16 protein-coding genes are annotated in these 15,604 nt (G+C 72.4%); 3 read left to right on the top strand and 13 right to left on the bottom strand.

Annotated elements, in window-relative coordinates:
* Positions 1-24: 24 nt before the first annotated feature.
* The gene (locus ACIBTX_RS05925; protein ID WP_355240514.1) at positions 25-732 is read right to left on the bottom strand and encodes a glycosyltransferase family 2 protein; all 708 of its coding nucleotides are present in this window, start codon (positions 730-732) and stop codon (positions 25-27) included.
* A 124-nt stretch (positions 733-856) separates the two neighbouring features.
* On the opposite strand from ACIBTX_RS05925, the gene ACIBTX_RS05920 reads away from it, so the two are divergent.
* Positions 857-3,085, top strand: coding sequence for a hypothetical protein (locus ACIBTX_RS05920; protein WP_396832095.1), 2,229 nt, complete (start codon positions 857-859; stop codon positions 3,083-3,085).
* Positions 3,086-3,137: 52 nt separating this feature from the next.
* Here ACIBTX_RS05920 and ACIBTX_RS05915 read toward each other — a convergent pair whose 3' ends face one another.
* From ACIBTX_RS05915 to ACIBTX_RS05890, 6 genes are all read right to left on the bottom strand, one after another.
* Positions 3,138-3,731, bottom strand: a complete 594-nt coding sequence (locus tag ACIBTX_RS05915) for a hypothetical protein (protein WP_396832094.1) — start codon at positions 3,729-3,731, stop codon at positions 3,138-3,140.
* 56 nt (positions 3,732-3,787) lie between these two features.
* Positions 3,788-5,218, bottom strand: coding sequence for a histidine kinase dimerization/phospho-acceptor domain-containing protein (locus ACIBTX_RS05910; RefSeq protein WP_396832137.1), 1,431 nt, complete (start codon positions 5,216-5,218; stop codon positions 3,788-3,790).
* Positions 5,219-5,246: 28 nt separating this feature from the next.
* Positions 5,247-5,939, bottom strand: a complete 693-nt coding sequence (locus tag ACIBTX_RS05905; RefSeq protein WP_357131613.1) for a response regulator transcription factor — start codon at positions 5,937-5,939, stop codon at positions 5,247-5,249.
* Positions 5,940-6,017: 78 nt separating this feature from the next.
* Positions 6,018-6,530 carry a hypothetical protein gene (locus ACIBTX_RS05900; protein ID WP_396832093.1) on the bottom strand — a complete coding sequence of 171 codons (513 nt, stop codon included), beginning with the start codon at positions 6,528-6,530 and terminating at the stop codon, positions 6,018-6,020.
* A gap of 112 nt (positions 6,531-6,642) precedes the next feature.
* Positions 6,643-7,656 carry an aminoglycoside phosphotransferase family protein gene (locus ACIBTX_RS05895; RefSeq protein ID WP_396832092.1) on the bottom strand — a complete coding sequence of 338 codons (1,014 nt, stop codon included), beginning with the start codon at positions 7,654-7,656 and terminating at the stop codon, positions 6,643-6,645.
* A gap of 54 nt (positions 7,657-7,710) precedes the next feature.
* Positions 7,711-8,883, bottom strand: a complete 1,173-nt coding sequence (locus ACIBTX_RS05890; protein WP_357131604.1) for an acetyl-CoA C-acyltransferase — start codon at positions 8,881-8,883, stop codon at positions 7,711-7,713.
* Positions 8,884-9,017: 134 nt separating this feature from the next.
* On the opposite strand from ACIBTX_RS05890, the gene ACIBTX_RS05885 reads away from it, so the two are divergent.
* Entirely contained in the window at positions 9,018-9,446 is a 429-nt protein-coding gene (locus ACIBTX_RS05885; RefSeq protein WP_396832091.1) for a PH domain-containing protein, read from the top strand.
* On the opposite strand, the gene ACIBTX_RS05880 is transcribed toward ACIBTX_RS05885, so the two are convergent.
* Positions 9,439-10,356: a rhomboid family intramembrane serine protease gene (locus tag ACIBTX_RS05880; RefSeq protein ID WP_396832090.1), complete on the bottom strand. Its 918-nt coding sequence runs from the start codon at positions 10,354-10,356 to the stop codon at positions 9,439-9,441. The genes ACIBTX_RS05885 and ACIBTX_RS05880 overlap by 8 nt on opposite strands.
* Before the next feature lie 100 nt (positions 10,357-10,456).
* The gene (locus tag ACIBTX_RS05875) at positions 10,457-10,987 is read right to left on the bottom strand and encodes a peptidylprolyl isomerase (protein ID WP_357131595.1); all 531 of its coding nucleotides are present in this window, start codon (positions 10,985-10,987) and stop codon (positions 10,457-10,459) included.
* 84 nt (positions 10,988-11,071) lie between these two features.
* Between ACIBTX_RS05875 and ACIBTX_RS05870 the strand changes: the two genes are divergently transcribed.
* Positions 11,072-11,839 (top strand): hypothetical protein, encoded by a 768-nt coding sequence (locus ACIBTX_RS05870; protein ID WP_357171791.1) that lies wholly within the window; start codon positions 11,072-11,074, stop codon positions 11,837-11,839.
* 79 nt (positions 11,840-11,918) lie between these two features.
* On the opposite strand, the gene corA is transcribed toward ACIBTX_RS05870, so the two are convergent.
* From corA to ACIBTX_RS05850, 4 genes are all read right to left on the bottom strand, one after another.
* The gene (corA, locus tag ACIBTX_RS05865; protein WP_357131588.1) at positions 11,919-13,067 is read right to left on the bottom strand and encodes a magnesium/cobalt transporter CorA; all 1,149 of its coding nucleotides are present in this window, start codon (positions 13,065-13,067) and stop codon (positions 11,919-11,921) included.
* Positions 13,068-13,372: 305 nt separating this feature from the next.
* Positions 13,373-14,467: a PLP-dependent aminotransferase family protein gene (locus tag ACIBTX_RS05860; protein ID WP_357131584.1), complete on the bottom strand. Its 1,095-nt coding sequence runs from the start codon at positions 14,465-14,467 to the stop codon at positions 13,373-13,375.
* Between the two features lie 106 nt (positions 14,468-14,573).
* Positions 14,574-15,032 (bottom strand): ester cyclase, encoded by a 459-nt coding sequence (locus tag ACIBTX_RS05855; protein WP_357171790.1) that lies wholly within the window; start codon positions 15,030-15,032, stop codon positions 14,574-14,576.
* An 83-nt stretch (positions 15,033-15,115) separates the two neighbouring features.
* Complete coding sequence (locus ACIBTX_RS05850) at positions 15,116-15,508, bottom strand: CBS domain-containing protein (protein WP_355048683.1); 393 nt, start codon at positions 15,506-15,508, stop codon at positions 15,116-15,118.
* Positions 15,509-15,604 lie beyond the last annotated feature (96 nt).

The raw sequence follows: 15,604 nt of genomic DNA, 5'->3' as shown, positions 1-15,604 counted from the left end.
ACTTCAACTCAAGGTTACCGGCGATCAACGCGCGGAGGAGACCGCCGGGCGACGGCGGGCGCGCTCGCGACCGAGGATCCAGATCGCCTCGACGCCGTCCTTCCAGGTGATCTTCTTGCCCTCTTCGCGGCCCCGGGCCCGGTAGCTGATCGGCACCTCGTACGGGCGGATCCGGCGGCGCAGCAGCTTGCCGGTCACCTCGGCCTCCATGCCGAAGCCCCGCGAGCGCACCTCCAGCGACCGGTACAGCTCCACCGGCATCAGCTTGAAGCAGGTCTCCAGGTCACCGATGTACGAGTTGAAGAGGACGTTCGCCGCCATCGTGACGCCCTTGTTGCCCATCACGTACCAGAAGCTGTAGGCGCTGTGGCTGCCGAACGTGCGATTGCCGTAGACGACCGTGGCCCGCCCGTCGAGCACCGGGGCGAGCAGCTTCGGGATGTCCTGCGGGTCGTACTCCAGATCGGCGTCGAGGATGACCATGTATTCGCCCTCGGCGCTGTCGACCGCCGTCTTGATGGCCGCGCCCTTGCCCGCGTTGCGCTGGTGGGTGATCACCCGCAGGCGCGCGTCGTCGGCGCGACCGAGGACCTCGCCGGTGCCGTCACGGCTGCCGTCGTCGACCACGACCAGCTCGATCTCGCAGGGGTAGTCCACCGCCAACGCCTGCTTGAGGGCATCCGCGATGCGTTCTTCCTCGTTGTAGACCGGCATGAGGATCGAGAGCTTCACGGGAATCTCCACGGTGGCGACAACACGTCGGGCCTAGCCTAGCCTGGCTGGTCAGCCCAACGGTGGCCGCCACCGTCGGACAGCCGGCGTGGCGGTTTCAGCCCGATGGTGTTTACTTCCCGCCATGTCGGCTGCCGGCCCCCTGCTCGCGGTGCTCCCCGCCGCCTCGGTGCTCCTGCTCACGATCGCGTCGAAGCCGCGCGGGACGTCTGCGGTGGCCCCGTCCCGGCTCGCCGCGGTGCGCGCCGCGCTGCTCACCGGCGCGTACGCGGTGCTCGTCGTCGAGGTGCTCGGCGCGCTGCACGCCCTGACCCGGCCGGCGTTCGTCGCCGCCTGGCTGCTCTTTCTCCTCGCCGCCGCGACGGCGGTGGCTCTGCGCCGGCGTCGCGACACCCCGGCCACACCGGCCGCCGCCGCGACGCCGCAGCCGGTACCGGTGGGCGCGGCGGTGCCCGCCGGCGCCGCGCCGGACACACCCGCCCCGGCCGTCGACCACGGCCCGGTGGGCGGGCGCACGGCCGCGCCGATCCAGCCCAATGGAGTACGCGCCAGACTGCTCACCCGGGCGACCGAGAGTTGGCGTACGGCGGGTCGGGGCGAACGGCTGCTCGCGGGCGGCATCGGCGGCCTGGTGCTGCTGGAGCTGCTGATCGCGCTCTTGGCCGAGCCGAACAACTTCGACTCGCAGACGTACCACCTGCCGAAGGTCGAGCACTGGGTGGCCCAGGGCGACCTCGACTTCTGGCCCACCGCCATCCACCGGCAGGTGACCATCCCGCCCGGCGCGGAGTACCTGCTGCTGCACCTGCGCCTGCTCAACGGCGGCGACGCGCTGCACAACCTGGTGCAGTGGGCCGCCGGGGTGCTCTGCCTCCTGGTGGCCGCGCGGATCACGGCGCAGCTCGGCGGCGGCCGGCGAGCCCAGTTGATCACCGCCTTCGTGCTGGCCAGCACCCCGATGGTGGCGCTACAGGCCACCAGCACGCAGACCGACCTGGTCTGCGCGGCGTGGGTGGCGTGCGCGGCGACCCTCGCGCTGGACGGTCTGCGCCGACGCACCGGCTGGGGAACCGTGCTCGGCCTGGGGGCGGCCACCGGGTTGACCGCGGTGACCAAGACCAGTGGCCTGATCGCGGTGGGCCCGCTGCTGGTGCTCTGGGGTCTGGCCCAGCTCCGGCTGGCCCTGGCGGCTCGGCCATCAGCCGCCGAACCGTCGGGTCGGGCGACGACCGCTGGGGCGTCGGCCGGTCGGGCGCGGCCATTGTTCCGGGTAGTTACCGGCTCGGTGCTGATCATGGCGGTGGCCGCGCTGGTGGTCGGCCCGTTCCTGGCCCGGGTGACGGCCGAGTTCGGGCACCCGTTGGGCCCGCCCCGGCTACGTGAGTCGATCCCGATGGAGCGGCACGACCCGGCGTCGATCCTGGTCAACGCGCTGCGCATCGGGCACACGGCCTTCGACACGCCGGTCGCGCCGCTGCGAACCGCCGGCGCGGACGCGATCATCGGCGGCGCGGAGGCGATCGGCGTCGACCCCCAGGACCGGGCGATCACCTTCGGCCGGGAGGTGTTCCCGGTGCCGGCCTGGTACCCGGACGAGGATCGGGTGGCGTTCCCGATCGCCGGGTCGGTGGCGCTGCTCGGCGCGCTGGTCGCCCTCGTCCGCCCGCGCCGGATCGATCCGGCGCAGGCGGGGCCGCTGCGGGCGTACGCCGTGGTGGTGCTGGCCGCCGTGCTGCTGCACACCTCAATGATCAAGTGGCAGCCGTGGGGCAACCGACTGATCCTCTACGCCCTGGTGCTCGCCGTCCCGCTCGCCGGCCTCTGGCTCGACGCGCTCCTGCGCCGTCACGCCGACCGGACGCCGGAGCCCGCCGAGGCGGATCGGAGGCGACGCTCGGTGGCCGCCGTGGCGGTCGTCGTCGTGCTCGCCACCTCGGCGCTGGCCGGAGTGCTCGCGCTGTCGTACGGCTTTCCCCGCCGGCTCGTCGGCGCGGGCTCGGTCTTCACCACCTCGGACTGGGACACCCGGTTCCTGCGCCGGCCCGAGTGGGCCGACGAGTTCCGCTGGGCCGCGGCGGCGGTCCGCGAGAGCGGCGCGCGCCGGATCGGTCTGGTCGAGCGGAACGACGACTGGGAGTACCCCTGGTGGCTGCTGCTGCGCCAGCCGGACGGCAGCTCCCCGGATCTGGTGTCGTTGCAGTCGGTCCTGCCGGAGCGACCGCCCGCCGACCCGGCAACGGTGGACGCGATCGTCTGCACCGGTAGCCAGCCGGCCTGCGCCGAGCTGGTCCCGGCCGGGTGGCGCTTGGAGTTCCGCGACTACGTCGGTTACGCCCTGCCCCCGGGTCGCTGAGACGACGGCAGGCGAGGGCCCCGCACGTACGACGTGCGGGGCCCTCGTTCGACTACTTGGCGCGCGGGATGAGGACGAGCCGGGCGACGCCCTTGTCCCCGTCCTTGGTGCCGGCGACGCCGACCGTCGTGCCGACCTTCACCTCGCTGGGCTGCACCGTCGACCGCTTCTCGACGACGCGCAGGTCCTCGCCGAAGGTCCACGTCATCGTGAAACCGTCGGTGGACTTGACGGTCATCGAGTCGCCGTCGACGGCGGTCACCGCGCCACGCTGGACGGCGACGGTCTGCGTACCGTTCTCCTTGGTCTGCACCACCGCCTCGCCGTGCAGGGTGTTCTTTCGCAGCAGCACGCGGGCCTGGTGGCGCTTGCGCAACTCCTCGCCGCGCTTCTGCTTACCCTTCTCGGCCGCCGTGGGGGAGGGTGCGGGCGTCGCCGGGGCGGCGACGGTCTGCACGTCCAGGTCGTTGGCGTCGAAGCCCATCGCGGTGAGCGCCTGGCCCTCCACACCCATCGCGGCGGCGACCTCGACAGCCGCGTCCCGCGCGGGCTGGCTGGCCACCTCGGCCGCGCCGCATCCGCTGACGCCGAGCGCCACCGCTGCGAACAGTGCCGTGGTGCCGGTGACGAATCCCCAACGTGGCATGACTCTCCCTCTCGTCCGTGGAGCCTTCAGCCTTCCCCGCGAGGACGAGCGGACCGTCAGGCCGATGTACGGGTCCGGTAAGGATCACCGGGCAGCCGGACCGTGAAGGCGGCGCCACCCTCGGGCGCGTGACCCGCGACGATCTCCCCGCCGAGCCGGCGCACCAGCCCGGCGGCGAGCGCCAGCCCGAGTCCGCTGCCCACCTTGCGCACCCCCCGGTACCGCTCGTGCAGCGCCCCCCGCTCGAACGCCACCGCCAGGTCGTCGTCGGTGAAGCCGGGCCCGCCGTCGCGGACCTCCAGCACACCGCCGGCCGCCGGGTCCGGACCGACCGGCCGGACCGCGAGCACCACGGGCGCACCCGGGGGTACGACCCGCAGCGCGTTCTCCAACAGCCCGTCCAGCACCTGCCGGATCCGACCCGGATCGGTGTACGCGGACACCGGCCCGCCGGGCGTCTGGAGGTGGAACGGCACCCCGACCGCAGCGCAGCGGCCGGACCAGGTGGGCTCCGCGTCGGCGGCCAGTCGGGTGAGGTCGACGGGTACCGGCTCCAGCGGGAAGTCGGCGGCCTCCAACCGGGCCAGCGCCAGCAGGTCGCCGATCAGCCGGTCGAGGTGCTGGGCCTCGGCCAGCATGGTCCGGCCGGTGTCGGCGGTGCCGTCCGCGTCGATGACCCCGTCGGCCAGCGCCTCGGCGTACCCCCGGATCGCGGTCAGCGGGGTGCGCAGCTCGTGCGAGACGGACAGCAGGAACTCCCGCTGCCGGCCCTCACTGGTGGTCAGCGCGGCGGCCAGGCCGTTCAACGCCTCGGCCAGGTCGGCGACCTCGTCCGGCGACTCGACCGGCACCCGCACGGCGCGGTCGCCGGCGCGCAACCGGGCGGCGGCGGTGGCCGCGACGCGGATCGGTCGGGCCAACCGGCGGGCCAACAGGAGACCGGCCACCACACCGGCGGCCAGGCCGGCCAGCAGCGGCAGCCACAGGCTGAGCAGCACCTGCGCCCACAGCCCGTCCGACGTGGCGCGGGAGAGCACGACCCCGTTGCCGTCGGGCAGCGCCCGGCCCTCCACCAGGGCGCGGTGCCCGTTGACCGACCGGCGGGCCGACACGTTGCGGCCCTGCCCGATCCGCTGCACCACGCGCGGCGGCAGGCCCGCCCGGTCGACGGTCCCGCGCCGGATCAGGTACGCGTCGATGCCCTGGTCACGGAGTTGCTGGATGAGCTTCTCCTCGTCGGCGGCGCGTCCCCGGTCCAGCCGGGTCCGCAGCACCTCGGCGGCGAGTCGCGCCTGGGCGGCGAGGGCGTCCTGATCGCGTCGCTCCGCGCCCCGGATCGCCAGCGGCACGGCGACGATCGCCGTGACGAGCACCGACACCAGTGCCACCGCACAGGTGACCAGCACCGCGCGGGCGGTCAGGGTCCGGCCGAGCCGGTTGCGCCGGGGGGCGGCCGACTGGCGGTCGCCGACCACCGGCAGCGCCATGGTCGGCGACTCGACGCGTACCGGCTGCTCAGGCATCGACCGCGTACCCCACGCCGCGGTGGGTGCGGATGACGCTGGCCGGGCCGAGCTTCGCGCGTACCTGCGCGACGTGCACGTCCACGGTGCGGGTGCCGGCGTGCGCGGCGTATCCCCAGACCCCGGCCAGCAACTCCTCGCGGGTGAAGACCCGCCCCGGCCGGGCCATGAGATGGGCCAGCAGGTCGAATTCGGTCGAGGTGAGCTGCACCGGCAGCCCTCCGGCGGTGACCGTCCGGCGGGCCGGGTCGAGGGTCACCGGGCCGACGACGCGCGGGCGTTCCGCGCCCTCCGGGCCACCGGCGCTACGGCGCAGCACGGCGCGTACCCGGGCGACCAGCTCGCGCGGGCTGAACGGTTTCGTCACGTAGTCGTCGGCGCCCAACTCCAGCCCGACGATCCGGTCGACCTCGTCGTCGCGAGCGGTGAGAAAGATGACCGGCGTCCAGTCGCCGGCCTCGCGCAGCCGTCGGCAGATCTCGGTGCCGGGAAGGCCGGGCAGGGCGATGTCCAGGACGCAGGCCACCGGGCGCAGCCGGCGGGCCGCGTTCAGGCCGGCCTCACCGTCGCGTTCGAGGTGGACGCCGAACCCGTCGCGGCCCAGGTAGAGCCGTACCAGGTCGGCGATGGCCGGCTCGTCCTCGACCACGAGGACGAGTCCGCGGTGCGGCGGTTCCGAAGTCACCGGCCCATGATTCCCGACCCGGTGGCTCGGCGCGATCGGTACGTGTTCGAGTTCGGTAAAGGCGCTCGTCGTACGGCGTCAGCGTACGACGGCGGGACGGAACACGCTGGGCCGTACGGGGGCGGGCGTGTCGCCGATGGTGGCGAGAACCCGTTCGCGGGGTGCCCGCAGACGGGTCCGAAAGGCGTGGTTGAGCAGCGCGTCGAGCTGCCACACCTGCTTCGGGTGGGTGGTGCGGATGAGGAACCGCTCGCGGATCCCGTCGATCGCGGTGGCGGCCAGCTCGACCGAGTGCAGCCGCGGGTCGGGGCTCCACGTGACGTTGCTCAGCTCGCGCAGCTCGGTGTTGAGGTGCAGGCGCAGTCGGTGCAGGAGTCGGGTCTGCTGGGTCACCACCAGTCGGCGGTGCGTGAGCAGCAGCAGGTAGTCGCCGGTGACCGGGCGGTCGGGGCGGCTACAACGGGTGACGAGGATGGTCGCGTCACCGGAGCCGACGCAGCGGCGGAACACCGGCATGTGCCGGCTCACGGTCTGCACGGCGAGGCCGGCCTCGGTGGCGGCCGGGAGGAACGTTCGGGAGAAGACGTCCATGACCTGCCCAACGACCTGCCCGGCGGGGTGACGTGGGTCACGGCGAATTTTTGGAAGTTCCACGCCGGCCCGTCGCACTGCCTGTCCGATTTCCGACCTGGACGGATGCCGGTCAGCTTTCGGGCTGAAGCGGGGTAGCGGCGAACAGCTCGGCGAGCCACCCGGGCACCGCCTCGGCGTACTCCGCGCGGGCCGGGTCGGTCGTGTCGAGGGCCCGCCGCCAGGAGAGCGACCGGCTCACCGCGCCCAGGTTCATCGCCAGGTCGGCGGCCTCGACGAGGGTGCGGCGGTCGTAACGGTCGGTCCACGCCTCCAGGTAGGCGTCGCGCAGCCGGGCCAGGCTGGCGTCGTCGGCGGACAGCGCGGTGGCGTACCGAATGGAGCGCAGGGTCACCAGCAGCGTGCCGAAGGGGTGCGCCACCGAGGCGTCGCCCCAGTCGAAGTAGCGGTACCCGGCCGGCCCGGCGAAGACGTTGCCGTCGTGCAGGTCGTCGTGCTGCACGGTCGCCTCGATGCCGATGTCCGCGAGCCGACGGCACCGCCGCGCGTACGCCGGAACCTCCGCCCGCAACCGCTCGTACGTCTCGACGGTCAGTCCGCCCTCCGCGCCGACGCGCAGCGACTCGGCATCGTCGAGCAGGTCGGCGAGCAGCCCGGCCAGCGCCTCCGGACGGTGGTCCGGCACGCCGAGGGCGACCAGTTCGTCGGCGCGCGACGCGGTGGCGAGTTGCAGCGCCGCGTACCCGGGCAGGGCCCGCTCCCAGCGCGTCAGGTCGGGGTCGCGGCCCAGCACGTCGCGCAGCGTCTCCCCGCCGTCGGGGAGCAGCGACCAGCCCCGCTCCCGGTCCACCCCGATCGGGGCCAGCACCCGCTCGGGCGTCAGCGCGGCCAGCGTCGCGATCAGGACCGCCTCGTGCGTCGTGCCGGAGTTGTTGGCCTTGAACCAGACCGGTCCGTCGTCGGTCGGCACCCGCCAGACCAGCGACCACGGCCGGACCCGGGGCTCGACCGGCCCACTGACCCGCCGGCCGGTGCCCGCGAGTCGCTCGTCGACCCAGGACCGGGCCTGCTCCTGCCACTGCACGCTGGACCAGTCGGGAGCGCGCTCGTCGGCGATCGTCGTCACGATGGGCACCCTAGGCGGCGTGCCCGGCCTCGGCGAGAGCATTTCCGGGGCGGATCAGACCAGCTCGACGATCGTGGCGTTGGCCATGCCGCCGCCCTCGCACATGGTCTGCAGGCCGTAGCGGATTCCGTTGTCCCGCATGTGCGCCAACATCGTCGTCATGATCCGGGCGCCGGAGCCACCGAGCGGATGCCCGAGGGCGATCGCCCCGCCACGGGGGTTCAGCCGCTCCGGGTCCGCCTCGGTCTCCGCCAACCAGGCGAGCGGTACGGGGGCGAACGCCTCGTTCACCTCGTACACCCCGATCTCCTCGATGCCCAGCCCCGCGCGGCGCAGCGCCTTCGCGGTGGCCGGGATGGGCGCGGTGAGCATGGTGACCGGGTCGTCGGCGGCGACCACCGCGGTGTGGATGCGGGCCAGCGGGCGCAGGCCGTGCCGGCTGGCCCAGTCGGACGTGGTCACCGCGAGCGCGGCGGCGCCGTCGGAGATCTGCGACGCGGAACCGGCGGTGACCACACCGTCGGCGCGGAACGGGGTGGGCAGCTCGGCGAGCCGGTCCAGTGAGGTGTCCCGGCGGATGCCCTCGTCGGCCGCGACCGTGCCACCGTCGTCGAGGGGCACCGCCGCCAGCTCCGGGTCGAACGCGCCGGCGTCCTGCGCGGCGGCGGCCTTCTCGTGGCTGGCCAGGGCGAACTCGTCGAGCTGGGTACGGGAGAAGCGCCAGCGCCGGGCGATCAGCTCGGCCCCGACGCCCTGGTTGAAGGGGAGCGGCGCGTCGTCCGCGAAGCCCTCCACACCCCGGTAGCGGGCGCGGAGCTGGTCGCTGAACGGCAGGCCGTCCGCCACGCTGGAACCCATCGGCACCCGGGTCATCGACTCCACCCCACCGGCGACCACCAGGTCGGCCTGGCCGGAGAGCACCGTCGCGGCGGCGAAGTGCAGGGCCTGCTGGCTGGAACCGCACTGCCGGTCGAGCGTGGTGCCGGGCACCGCCTCCGGCCAGCCAGCGGCGAGGACGGCGTTGCGGGCGATATTCCACGACTGCTCGCCGACCTGGGACACGCAGCCCCAGAAGACGTCGTCGACCTGCGCTGGGTCGAGCCCCGTACGCTCGGCGAGGGCGCGCAGCACGTGCGCCGACAGGTCGACCGGATGGACACCGGCGAGACCGCCCTTGCGCCGCCCGACCGGGGTGCGTACCGCGCCGACGATGACCGCGTCACTCATGTTTACTCCCCGGTAACTTGGGCTGTCCCGATCCTACGCTGACGCGGCGGGCCGCCGCCCGCCCCTCTCCGGCGTCGATCATGGAGTGGTGGTGGGCAGAAGCGGGAGGCCATGACCGCTGGCATGCTGGGCGGGTGGATGACATTCCCGGAACTCGGCAGTGGCGGGTGCCGTCGACCCTGCCCACGGCGAAGCTCGCCGGTGCCGTTCTGCTGATCGCACTCGGGTTGCTGTTCGCCGACGGTGACCCGGTGCGGCTGGTCGTGGCCGGCGTGGCCGCCGCCGCGCTGGCCGTCTGGGCGGTACGCGACCTGGTGGCGCCGGTCCGGCTGGCGGTCGACCCGGCGGGGCTCACCGTCATCCACGGCTTCGCCGGCCGGCGGCTGCTGCCCTGGTCGACGGTCGAGGCGATCAGCGTGGACCGCCGGCAACGGCTCGGATTGACCGGCGAGGTCCTGGAGATCGACGCGGGCGAGTCGCTGCACCTGTTCGGCAGGTACGACCTGGGAGCCACCCCGGAAGAGGTGGCCACGGCGCTGCGGGCCGCCCGCCCGGTCAGCTGAGCAGTTGCACGGTTCGGAAGATCACCGCGGCGAGCAGGATCAGCACGATGACCGAGCCGCCGACGACCTGCACCAGCGTGCGCCGCTCCCGTGGCGCGTACGCGAGCACCGCCGCCATCGCCCCGCCGACCACCAGGCCACCGATGTGCCCGGCTTTCGAGATGCCCGGCACGGCGAAGGTGAATACCAGGTTGATGACGAGGAGCGGAACGATCGCCGAGGTGTTCAGGCCGAGACGACGCATGATCACGAAGATCGCGGCGAAGAGCCCGAAGGTGGCCGTCGACGCGCCGACAGTCAGACCTTCGTTGGGAGCACTGGTCAGGAAGACGGCGACATTGCCCCCGATCCCCGCGATCAGGTAGAGGGCGAGGAAACGCACCCGCCCGAGCGCGCCCTCCAACTCCCGCCCGAGCACCCACAGCGCCCACATGTTCAGCAGCAGGTGGAACACGCCGTAGTGCAGGAACATGGCGGTGACCAGGCGGTACCACTCACCGGCCGCGACACCGTGCACCGGGCCGAAGGCAACGTACGAGGCGTAGCCGAGCACGCCACCCCAACGGGTCAGCGGCGTTCCGTCCCCGGCCAGCCCGCCGAAGCCGGAGCCGCCCAGCACCGCGGTAAAGGACCGGGCGGAGGCGACGGAGAGCAGGAAGAACAACACGTTCAGGGCGATGAGCGCCTTGGTGACGTAGCCGTGCCGGCCGGCGGCACCGCCACCGAAGGCGGTACGCGCCGGCCGGACACTACGACGACCCTCGTTGACGCACTCCGGGCACTGGTGCCCGACGGACGCCTCCCGCATGCACTCCGGACAGATCGGCCGGTCGCAGCGGGTGCACCGGATGTAGGTCTCCCGACCGGGGTGCCGGTAGCAGACCGGGGTGGTCGGCGGAGACTCGCTCACCGGGCCGACCCTCCGTCCGCCACCGCGCGAGGCACCGACGCCGGCCGGCGTGATGCTCCGGAGCGCTCAATCATGCGAGCAAAGGTACCTCGCGATGTCGTCAGGAAGCGGATCGCTCGATCTCGACCCGCTCGATGACGACGTCCTGCAGCGGACGGTCGCTCGGGCCGGTCGGGGTGTTCGCGATCGAGTCGACGATCTTCACCGACTCCTCGTCGGCGACCTGGCCGAAGATGGTGTGCCGGTTGTTGAGGTGCGGCGTCGGGGACACGGTGATGAAGAACTGCGAACCGTTGGTGCCCGGTCCGGCATTCGCCATCGCCAGCAGGTAGGGACGGTCGAACCGCAGCTCCGGGTGGAACTCGTCGGCGAACTTGTAGCCCGGCCCGCCCCGGCCGGTGCCGGTCGGGTCGCCCATCTGGACCATGAAACCGCTGATCACACGGTGCGAAATGGTGCCGTCGTAGTACGGCCCGTTGCCCGGCTGACCGGTGCGCGGGTCGGTGTACTCCCGGTTGCCCTCAGCCAGGTCGACGAAGTTGCGGACGGTCTTCGGCGCGTGGTTCGGGAAGAGCTCCAGCCGGATCGGGCCAGCGTTGGTGTGCAGGGTGGCGTAGACAGCCTCGGCCACGGGTACTCCTCACTTGTTGGTCAGTTCCATGCGGATCCTCCCATGTGCCCGATCTGGCATCGCGGAGGCATCCGAAGGTGGAGGATGACGAAGGAACAACTCCCAGGAGGTAGGACCGTGTTTGGAATCGGGCGGCGTAAGTCCCAGGGCCAGCTCGCGAAGGCAGAGCTGAACCAGAGCATCAGCCACCTGATGCAGGCAGCCAACCACGCCGCCAAGGGCGCCGGCTCCTCGGTCGGCCCGCGGGTCCAGGCGGCCCGGGGCTACGTCGGGCCGGCCGCGGTGAAGGTGCGCGACCGCGCGTCGACCGGTTGGGGTACGACACTCACCACGCTGGCACCGCTGGCCGCGGCGGCTCGGGACGGCGCCGCGCAGGCAGGGCCGCTGACCAGGAAGGCCAAGTCGAAGACCATGCGGATCACGGGGAAGAAGAAGCAGCCGCGCCGTCGCGGTTCGAAGATGACCGGCCTGCTGGCCGCGGGCGCCGTCGTCGGTCTGGTCGGTGCGGTGGCCCTGCGCCGCCGCCGCGAGCAGCAGGAGTGGGCCGAGTACGACCCGACCCACACCCTGGAGCCGATGCGCGACGAGGTCGACTCGATCGAGGTGCGTACCCCGGCCGCGACCAAGGGCTCCGACGGGTCCGCCATCTCCGGGATGACCGGCGCGGGCAGCTCGGCGGTGGCCGGCGGCGACAGCGCCAGCACCACCGCCACGGCCAAGCCGACCGCTGTCCGCCCGACCGACAAGGTTCCGTCGGTCGCCGAGGGCGCCAAGGACGTTTCGGGACGCCCGGCCGACGACCTCACCAAGGCGCTGGGCAAGGACACCGCCCGCACCAACGGCCGCCGCTGACCCCTGACAGCAGCGCGACGAGCGCCGGCGACGCGGGCTTGCCCCCGCGCACCGGCGCTTCGCGCGTCTGCCGGGCCGGTCAGAGCCAGCCGTTGCGGCGGAACCAGCGGTAGAGGGCCAGCGAGACGCCGAGCATGAGGGCCAGGGCCACCGGATAGCCGTAGGTCATCTTCAGCTCGGGCATGTTCTCGAAGTTCATGCCCTCGACCCCGGCGATGGAGGTCCAGACGGCGGCGATGGCCGCCCACGCCGCGATCTTGCGCATGTCGTTGTTCTGGTCGACGGACACCTGGGCCAGCCGCGCCTGGAGGATCGAGTTCAGCAGGTCGTCGTACGAGTTCACCTGCTCGACCGTACGACTCAGGTGGTCCTGCACGTCCCGGAAGTACTTGCGGATCTCCTTGGGTACGTCCCGGTTGACCTGCGAGGTCAGGTTCATCAGCGGCCGCTGCAAGGGGACCACCGCCCGCTTGAACTCCACCAGCTCCCGCTTCATCTGGTAGATCCGCTGGATGCGCCCGTGGCTGTTGCGGTCGAAGACCTCGGCCTCCAACTGGTCCAGGTCGTCCTCGAGCTGCTCGGCCACCTCGAGGTAGAGGTCGACCACCCGGTCGGTCACCCCGTACGCCACCGCCCACGGGCCCTGGAGCAGCAGTTCCTCTTTGGTCTCCAGATCCGCCCGGACCGGGGAGAGCCGGCAGGCGTCACCGTGCCGGACGCTGATCAGGAAGTTCGGGCCGATGAAGAGCATCACCTGACCGGTCTCGACCACCTCGGAGGTCTCGGTCAGCTCGGTGTGCTCGCAGTACCGGGCGGTGCGCAGCACCAGGAAGCTGACGTCGCCGAAGCGCTCCAGCTTGGGCCGCTGCTCGGCCTTCACGGCGTCCTCGACGGCCAGCTCGTGCAGGCCGTACGTCTCCGCGATGGCGCTCATCTCGGCCAGCTCGGGCTGGTGCAGCCCGATCCAGACGAAGCCGTGCTCCTCGCGACGTGCGGCCTCCAGCGCCTCGGCGTACGACCAGTCGCCGGGCTGCCGCCTGCCGTCGATGTACAGCGCGCAGTCGACCACTCCGCTGCGCCCGGCGCCGCTGGGCGCCGGGGTGGGTGGTGAGCCGTCGGCGTTGAGCATCCGGGTCATCGCCCGGACCGGGGACGGCCAGGCTCGGGGTCGCAGCACCCGAGATGTGTTCAACGGCGCCGTCCGGCCCCGCTCCGCCCGATCCGTCATCGCGACACCTCCCCGCGCTCGCCTGCGGCTTGCAGGCTACGCCGATGGTGGCCATCGGCAGGTGTGACGGCGGTCGCGGGTGCGGCGCCGGGCGGGCCGGGCCGCATCGGGGGGTGAAGGGACGACACGGCCCACCCGGCGCCCGTGGGGGCGGGGGTTGTGCTGCACGCGTGATCCGAGGTGGGCGGGCGGTGATCTCCGCTACACCTGACGGATGACGCTCGCAGCATTGTGGGCCGCCGGCCGCCCGCTGGGGAGACCTGAGACGGCCGGCATCGTCTTTTTGTCGGAAACCCGACAGATTTTCAGCTTCGGCTGGCCTCGACGGCCTCGGCGAGCCGGCGGACGCCCTCGTCGATCCGGTCGGCCGTCACCGCGGAGAAGGCCAGCCGCAGGGCGTGCCGCCCGCCGTCGAGGACGAAGTCACTGCCCTTGACGACGGCGACGCCACGCTCGGCCGCCGCCGGGGCGAGCCGATCCACCAGCACGTCCTCGGGGAACTCCACCCACAGGAAGTAGCCGCCGTCGGGCTCGACGAACCGCGCCTGCGGCAGGTGCCGGCGCAGCGACTCGGCCAGCACCTGGGCCCGCTCGCCGAGCGCCGCCCGGACGGTCTCGATCGAGCGGTCGATGTCGCCGGAGACGCAGAACTGGTGCACGATCGCCTGCGACACCATGCCGGGCGAGATGTAGAGGCTGGTCGCGTTCTTGGCGATGTCGGCGATCAGATCCGCCGGACCGACCAGGTAGCCGACGCGTACCCCCGGGCAGACCGTCTTCGTGAAGCTCGACGCGTGCACGACGACGTTGCGGGTGTCCATCGAGAGCATCGACGGCAGCGCCTCGCCCCGGAAGCGGATGTCCGCGTACGGGTCGTCCTCGAAGATCGTGAAGTGGTATTCAGCGGCCAGGTCGAGCAGCTCGCGGCGCTTCTCCAGCGACAGCGTCACGCCGGCCGGGTTCTGGTAGTTCGGGATGACGTGCGCCAGCCGGGGGCGCACCCCGGACTCCAGCAGCTTGCGCAGCTCGGCGGTGTCCAGGCCGTCCGGCTGGACCGTCACACCGTGCAGCTCGCCGCCCATCCGCTGGAGGTTGAGCAGCGTGCGGTCGTACGTGGGGCGCTCGACGACCACCGCGTCGCCGGGGCGGATCAGGTGATCGAAGAGGAACGCGTCGGCCTGCAGCGACCCGTTGGTAACCAGCACCTGGTCGGCCGCGACGCCGTGCTTCTCGGCGATCCACTTGCGCAGCGGCACGTAGCCGACGGAGGTGCCGTACGCCGTGACCCCCGCGGGATCGGCGTCGAAGGCGCGTACGGCGGCGGCCTTGAGCCCTTCGACATCGACGATGTCCAGCGAGGGGGCCCCACGGGCAAAGGAGATCAGCTGCTCGGCGGTCATGGATATTGAGCGTACGGGCGGCGGCGGGGGACGCGCCGACGGCACGGCGATGTCCGCATCCTGAGCCACCGGGACGGGTGACCCGGCCGGGCCGGACGGCGACAGATCAGACCGGAAGTGCGAGCGAGTCGTGCTGCGCCGCCCGGGAGAGGCCGTCAAACTGCACGCCGAGCGAGTCGAGGAGCTGGCTCCAGTCGAAGTAGGAGCGCCACGCGACGATCCGACCCCGGCGTGCCCGGACCACGTCGGCGACCTCCCAACTCACCGAACGGCCGGTCGGGGCGACCGTGCCGTACGGCGAGTGCAACGTGCCGGTGTGGGTGCCACTGAGACGCAGCTCCACGGCCGCGCCGCTGGACGTGCGCACCGTGCCCAGCGGGTCGACCAGCAGGTCCGGAAAGGCCCCCGTCCAGGTACGCAGCAGCGCCGGCAGCTCGATCGGTCGGACCGTGACACCCGGCATGGAGTAGAACGCCTCCGGGGCGTATAGGTCCGGCAGTCGGGCCACGTCCCGCCGCAGGAGCATCGCGTACTGCTGCTCGACCAGGCGCTCCGCGTCACGCATCGGGCCCTCCCCCACGGGCCACGGCATCTCCGCGCCCGCGAGGGATCCTTACCCGTCGATCCGACCCGGCACACCTGCGCGGTTCAGGTCGTGGCGGCCACCTCGCTCCGGGCCCAGACGCGCATGATGTCCCGCACCGAGATCACCCCGGCCACCTCCCCGCCGTCGAGCACCACGAGGTGCCGGAAACCACCCCGGGCCATCGCGGCGGCCGCCTCGGCGACCGTCCACTCCGGCGCCGCGTACACGACGTCCCAGGTGAGGTGGGCGCCGGTGCGTTCGGTGTCGCAGTCGAGACCCGCGCCGATGGCCTTCAACACGTCGCGTTCGGTCATGATGCCGACCCCCTCGGACTCGGGATCGATCACGACCGCCGACCCGACACCGCGGGCCGACATCATCCGGGCCGCCTGACGGAGCGTGTGCTCCGGACCGACGACGAGGACCTGGCTGGACATTGCTTCCCGTACCTGCATCACGCATCACCCCTTTGGGACCGTGGCATTCGGTACGGACATGGTCGTCCGTGGATGTTTCCAGGACAAGACCGGACATCGTCGGGATGCGGCGAC

Source organism: Micromonospora sp. NPDC049359, from assembly GCF_044466585.1.
GTDB lineage: Bacteria > Actinomycetota > Actinomycetes > Mycobacteriales > Micromonosporaceae > Micromonospora.
This window is presented reverse-complemented; position numbering and strand designations above follow the sequence as displayed.

Excerpts from the sequence above, each read along its gene's own strand:
- ACIBTX_RS05920 (WP_396832095.1), top strand. The coding sequence starts at position 857 with ATGTCGGCTGCCGGCCCCCTGCTCGCGGTGCTCCCCGCCGCCTCGGTG.
- ACIBTX_RS05915 (WP_396832094.1), bottom strand. The coding sequence starts at position 3,731 with ATGCCACGTTGGGGATTCGTCACCGGCACCACGGCACTGTTCGCAGCG.
- ACIBTX_RS05910 (WP_396832137.1), bottom strand. The coding sequence starts at position 5,218 with ATGGCGCTGCCGGTGGTCGGCGACCGCCAGTCGGCCGCCCCCCGGCGC.
- ACIBTX_RS05900 (WP_396832093.1), bottom strand. The coding sequence starts at position 6,530 with ATGGACGTCTTCTCCCGAACGTTCCTCCCGGCCGCCACCGAGGCCGGC.
- ACIBTX_RS05890 (WP_357131604.1), bottom strand. The coding sequence starts at position 8,883 with ATGAGTGACGCGGTCATCGTCGGCGCGGTACGCACCCCGGTCGGGCGG.
- ACIBTX_RS05870 (WP_357171791.1), top strand. The coding sequence starts at position 11,072 with ATGACGAAGGAACAACTCCCAGGAGGTAGGACCGTGTTTGGAATCGGG.
- corA (WP_357131588.1), bottom strand. The coding sequence starts at position 13,067 with ATGACGGATCGGGCGGAGCGGGGCCGGACGGCGCCGTTGAACACATCT.
- ACIBTX_RS05860 (WP_357131584.1), bottom strand. The coding sequence starts at position 14,467 with ATGACCGCCGAGCAGCTGATCTCCTTTGCCCGTGGGGCCCCCTCGCTG.
- ACIBTX_RS05855 (WP_357171790.1), bottom strand. The coding sequence starts at position 15,032 with ATGCGTGACGCGGAGCGCCTGGTCGAGCAGCAGTACGCGATGCTCCTG.
- ACIBTX_RS05850 (WP_355048683.1), bottom strand. The coding sequence starts at position 15,508 with ATGCAGGTACGGGAAGCAATGTCCAGCCAGGTCCTCGTCGTCGGTCCG.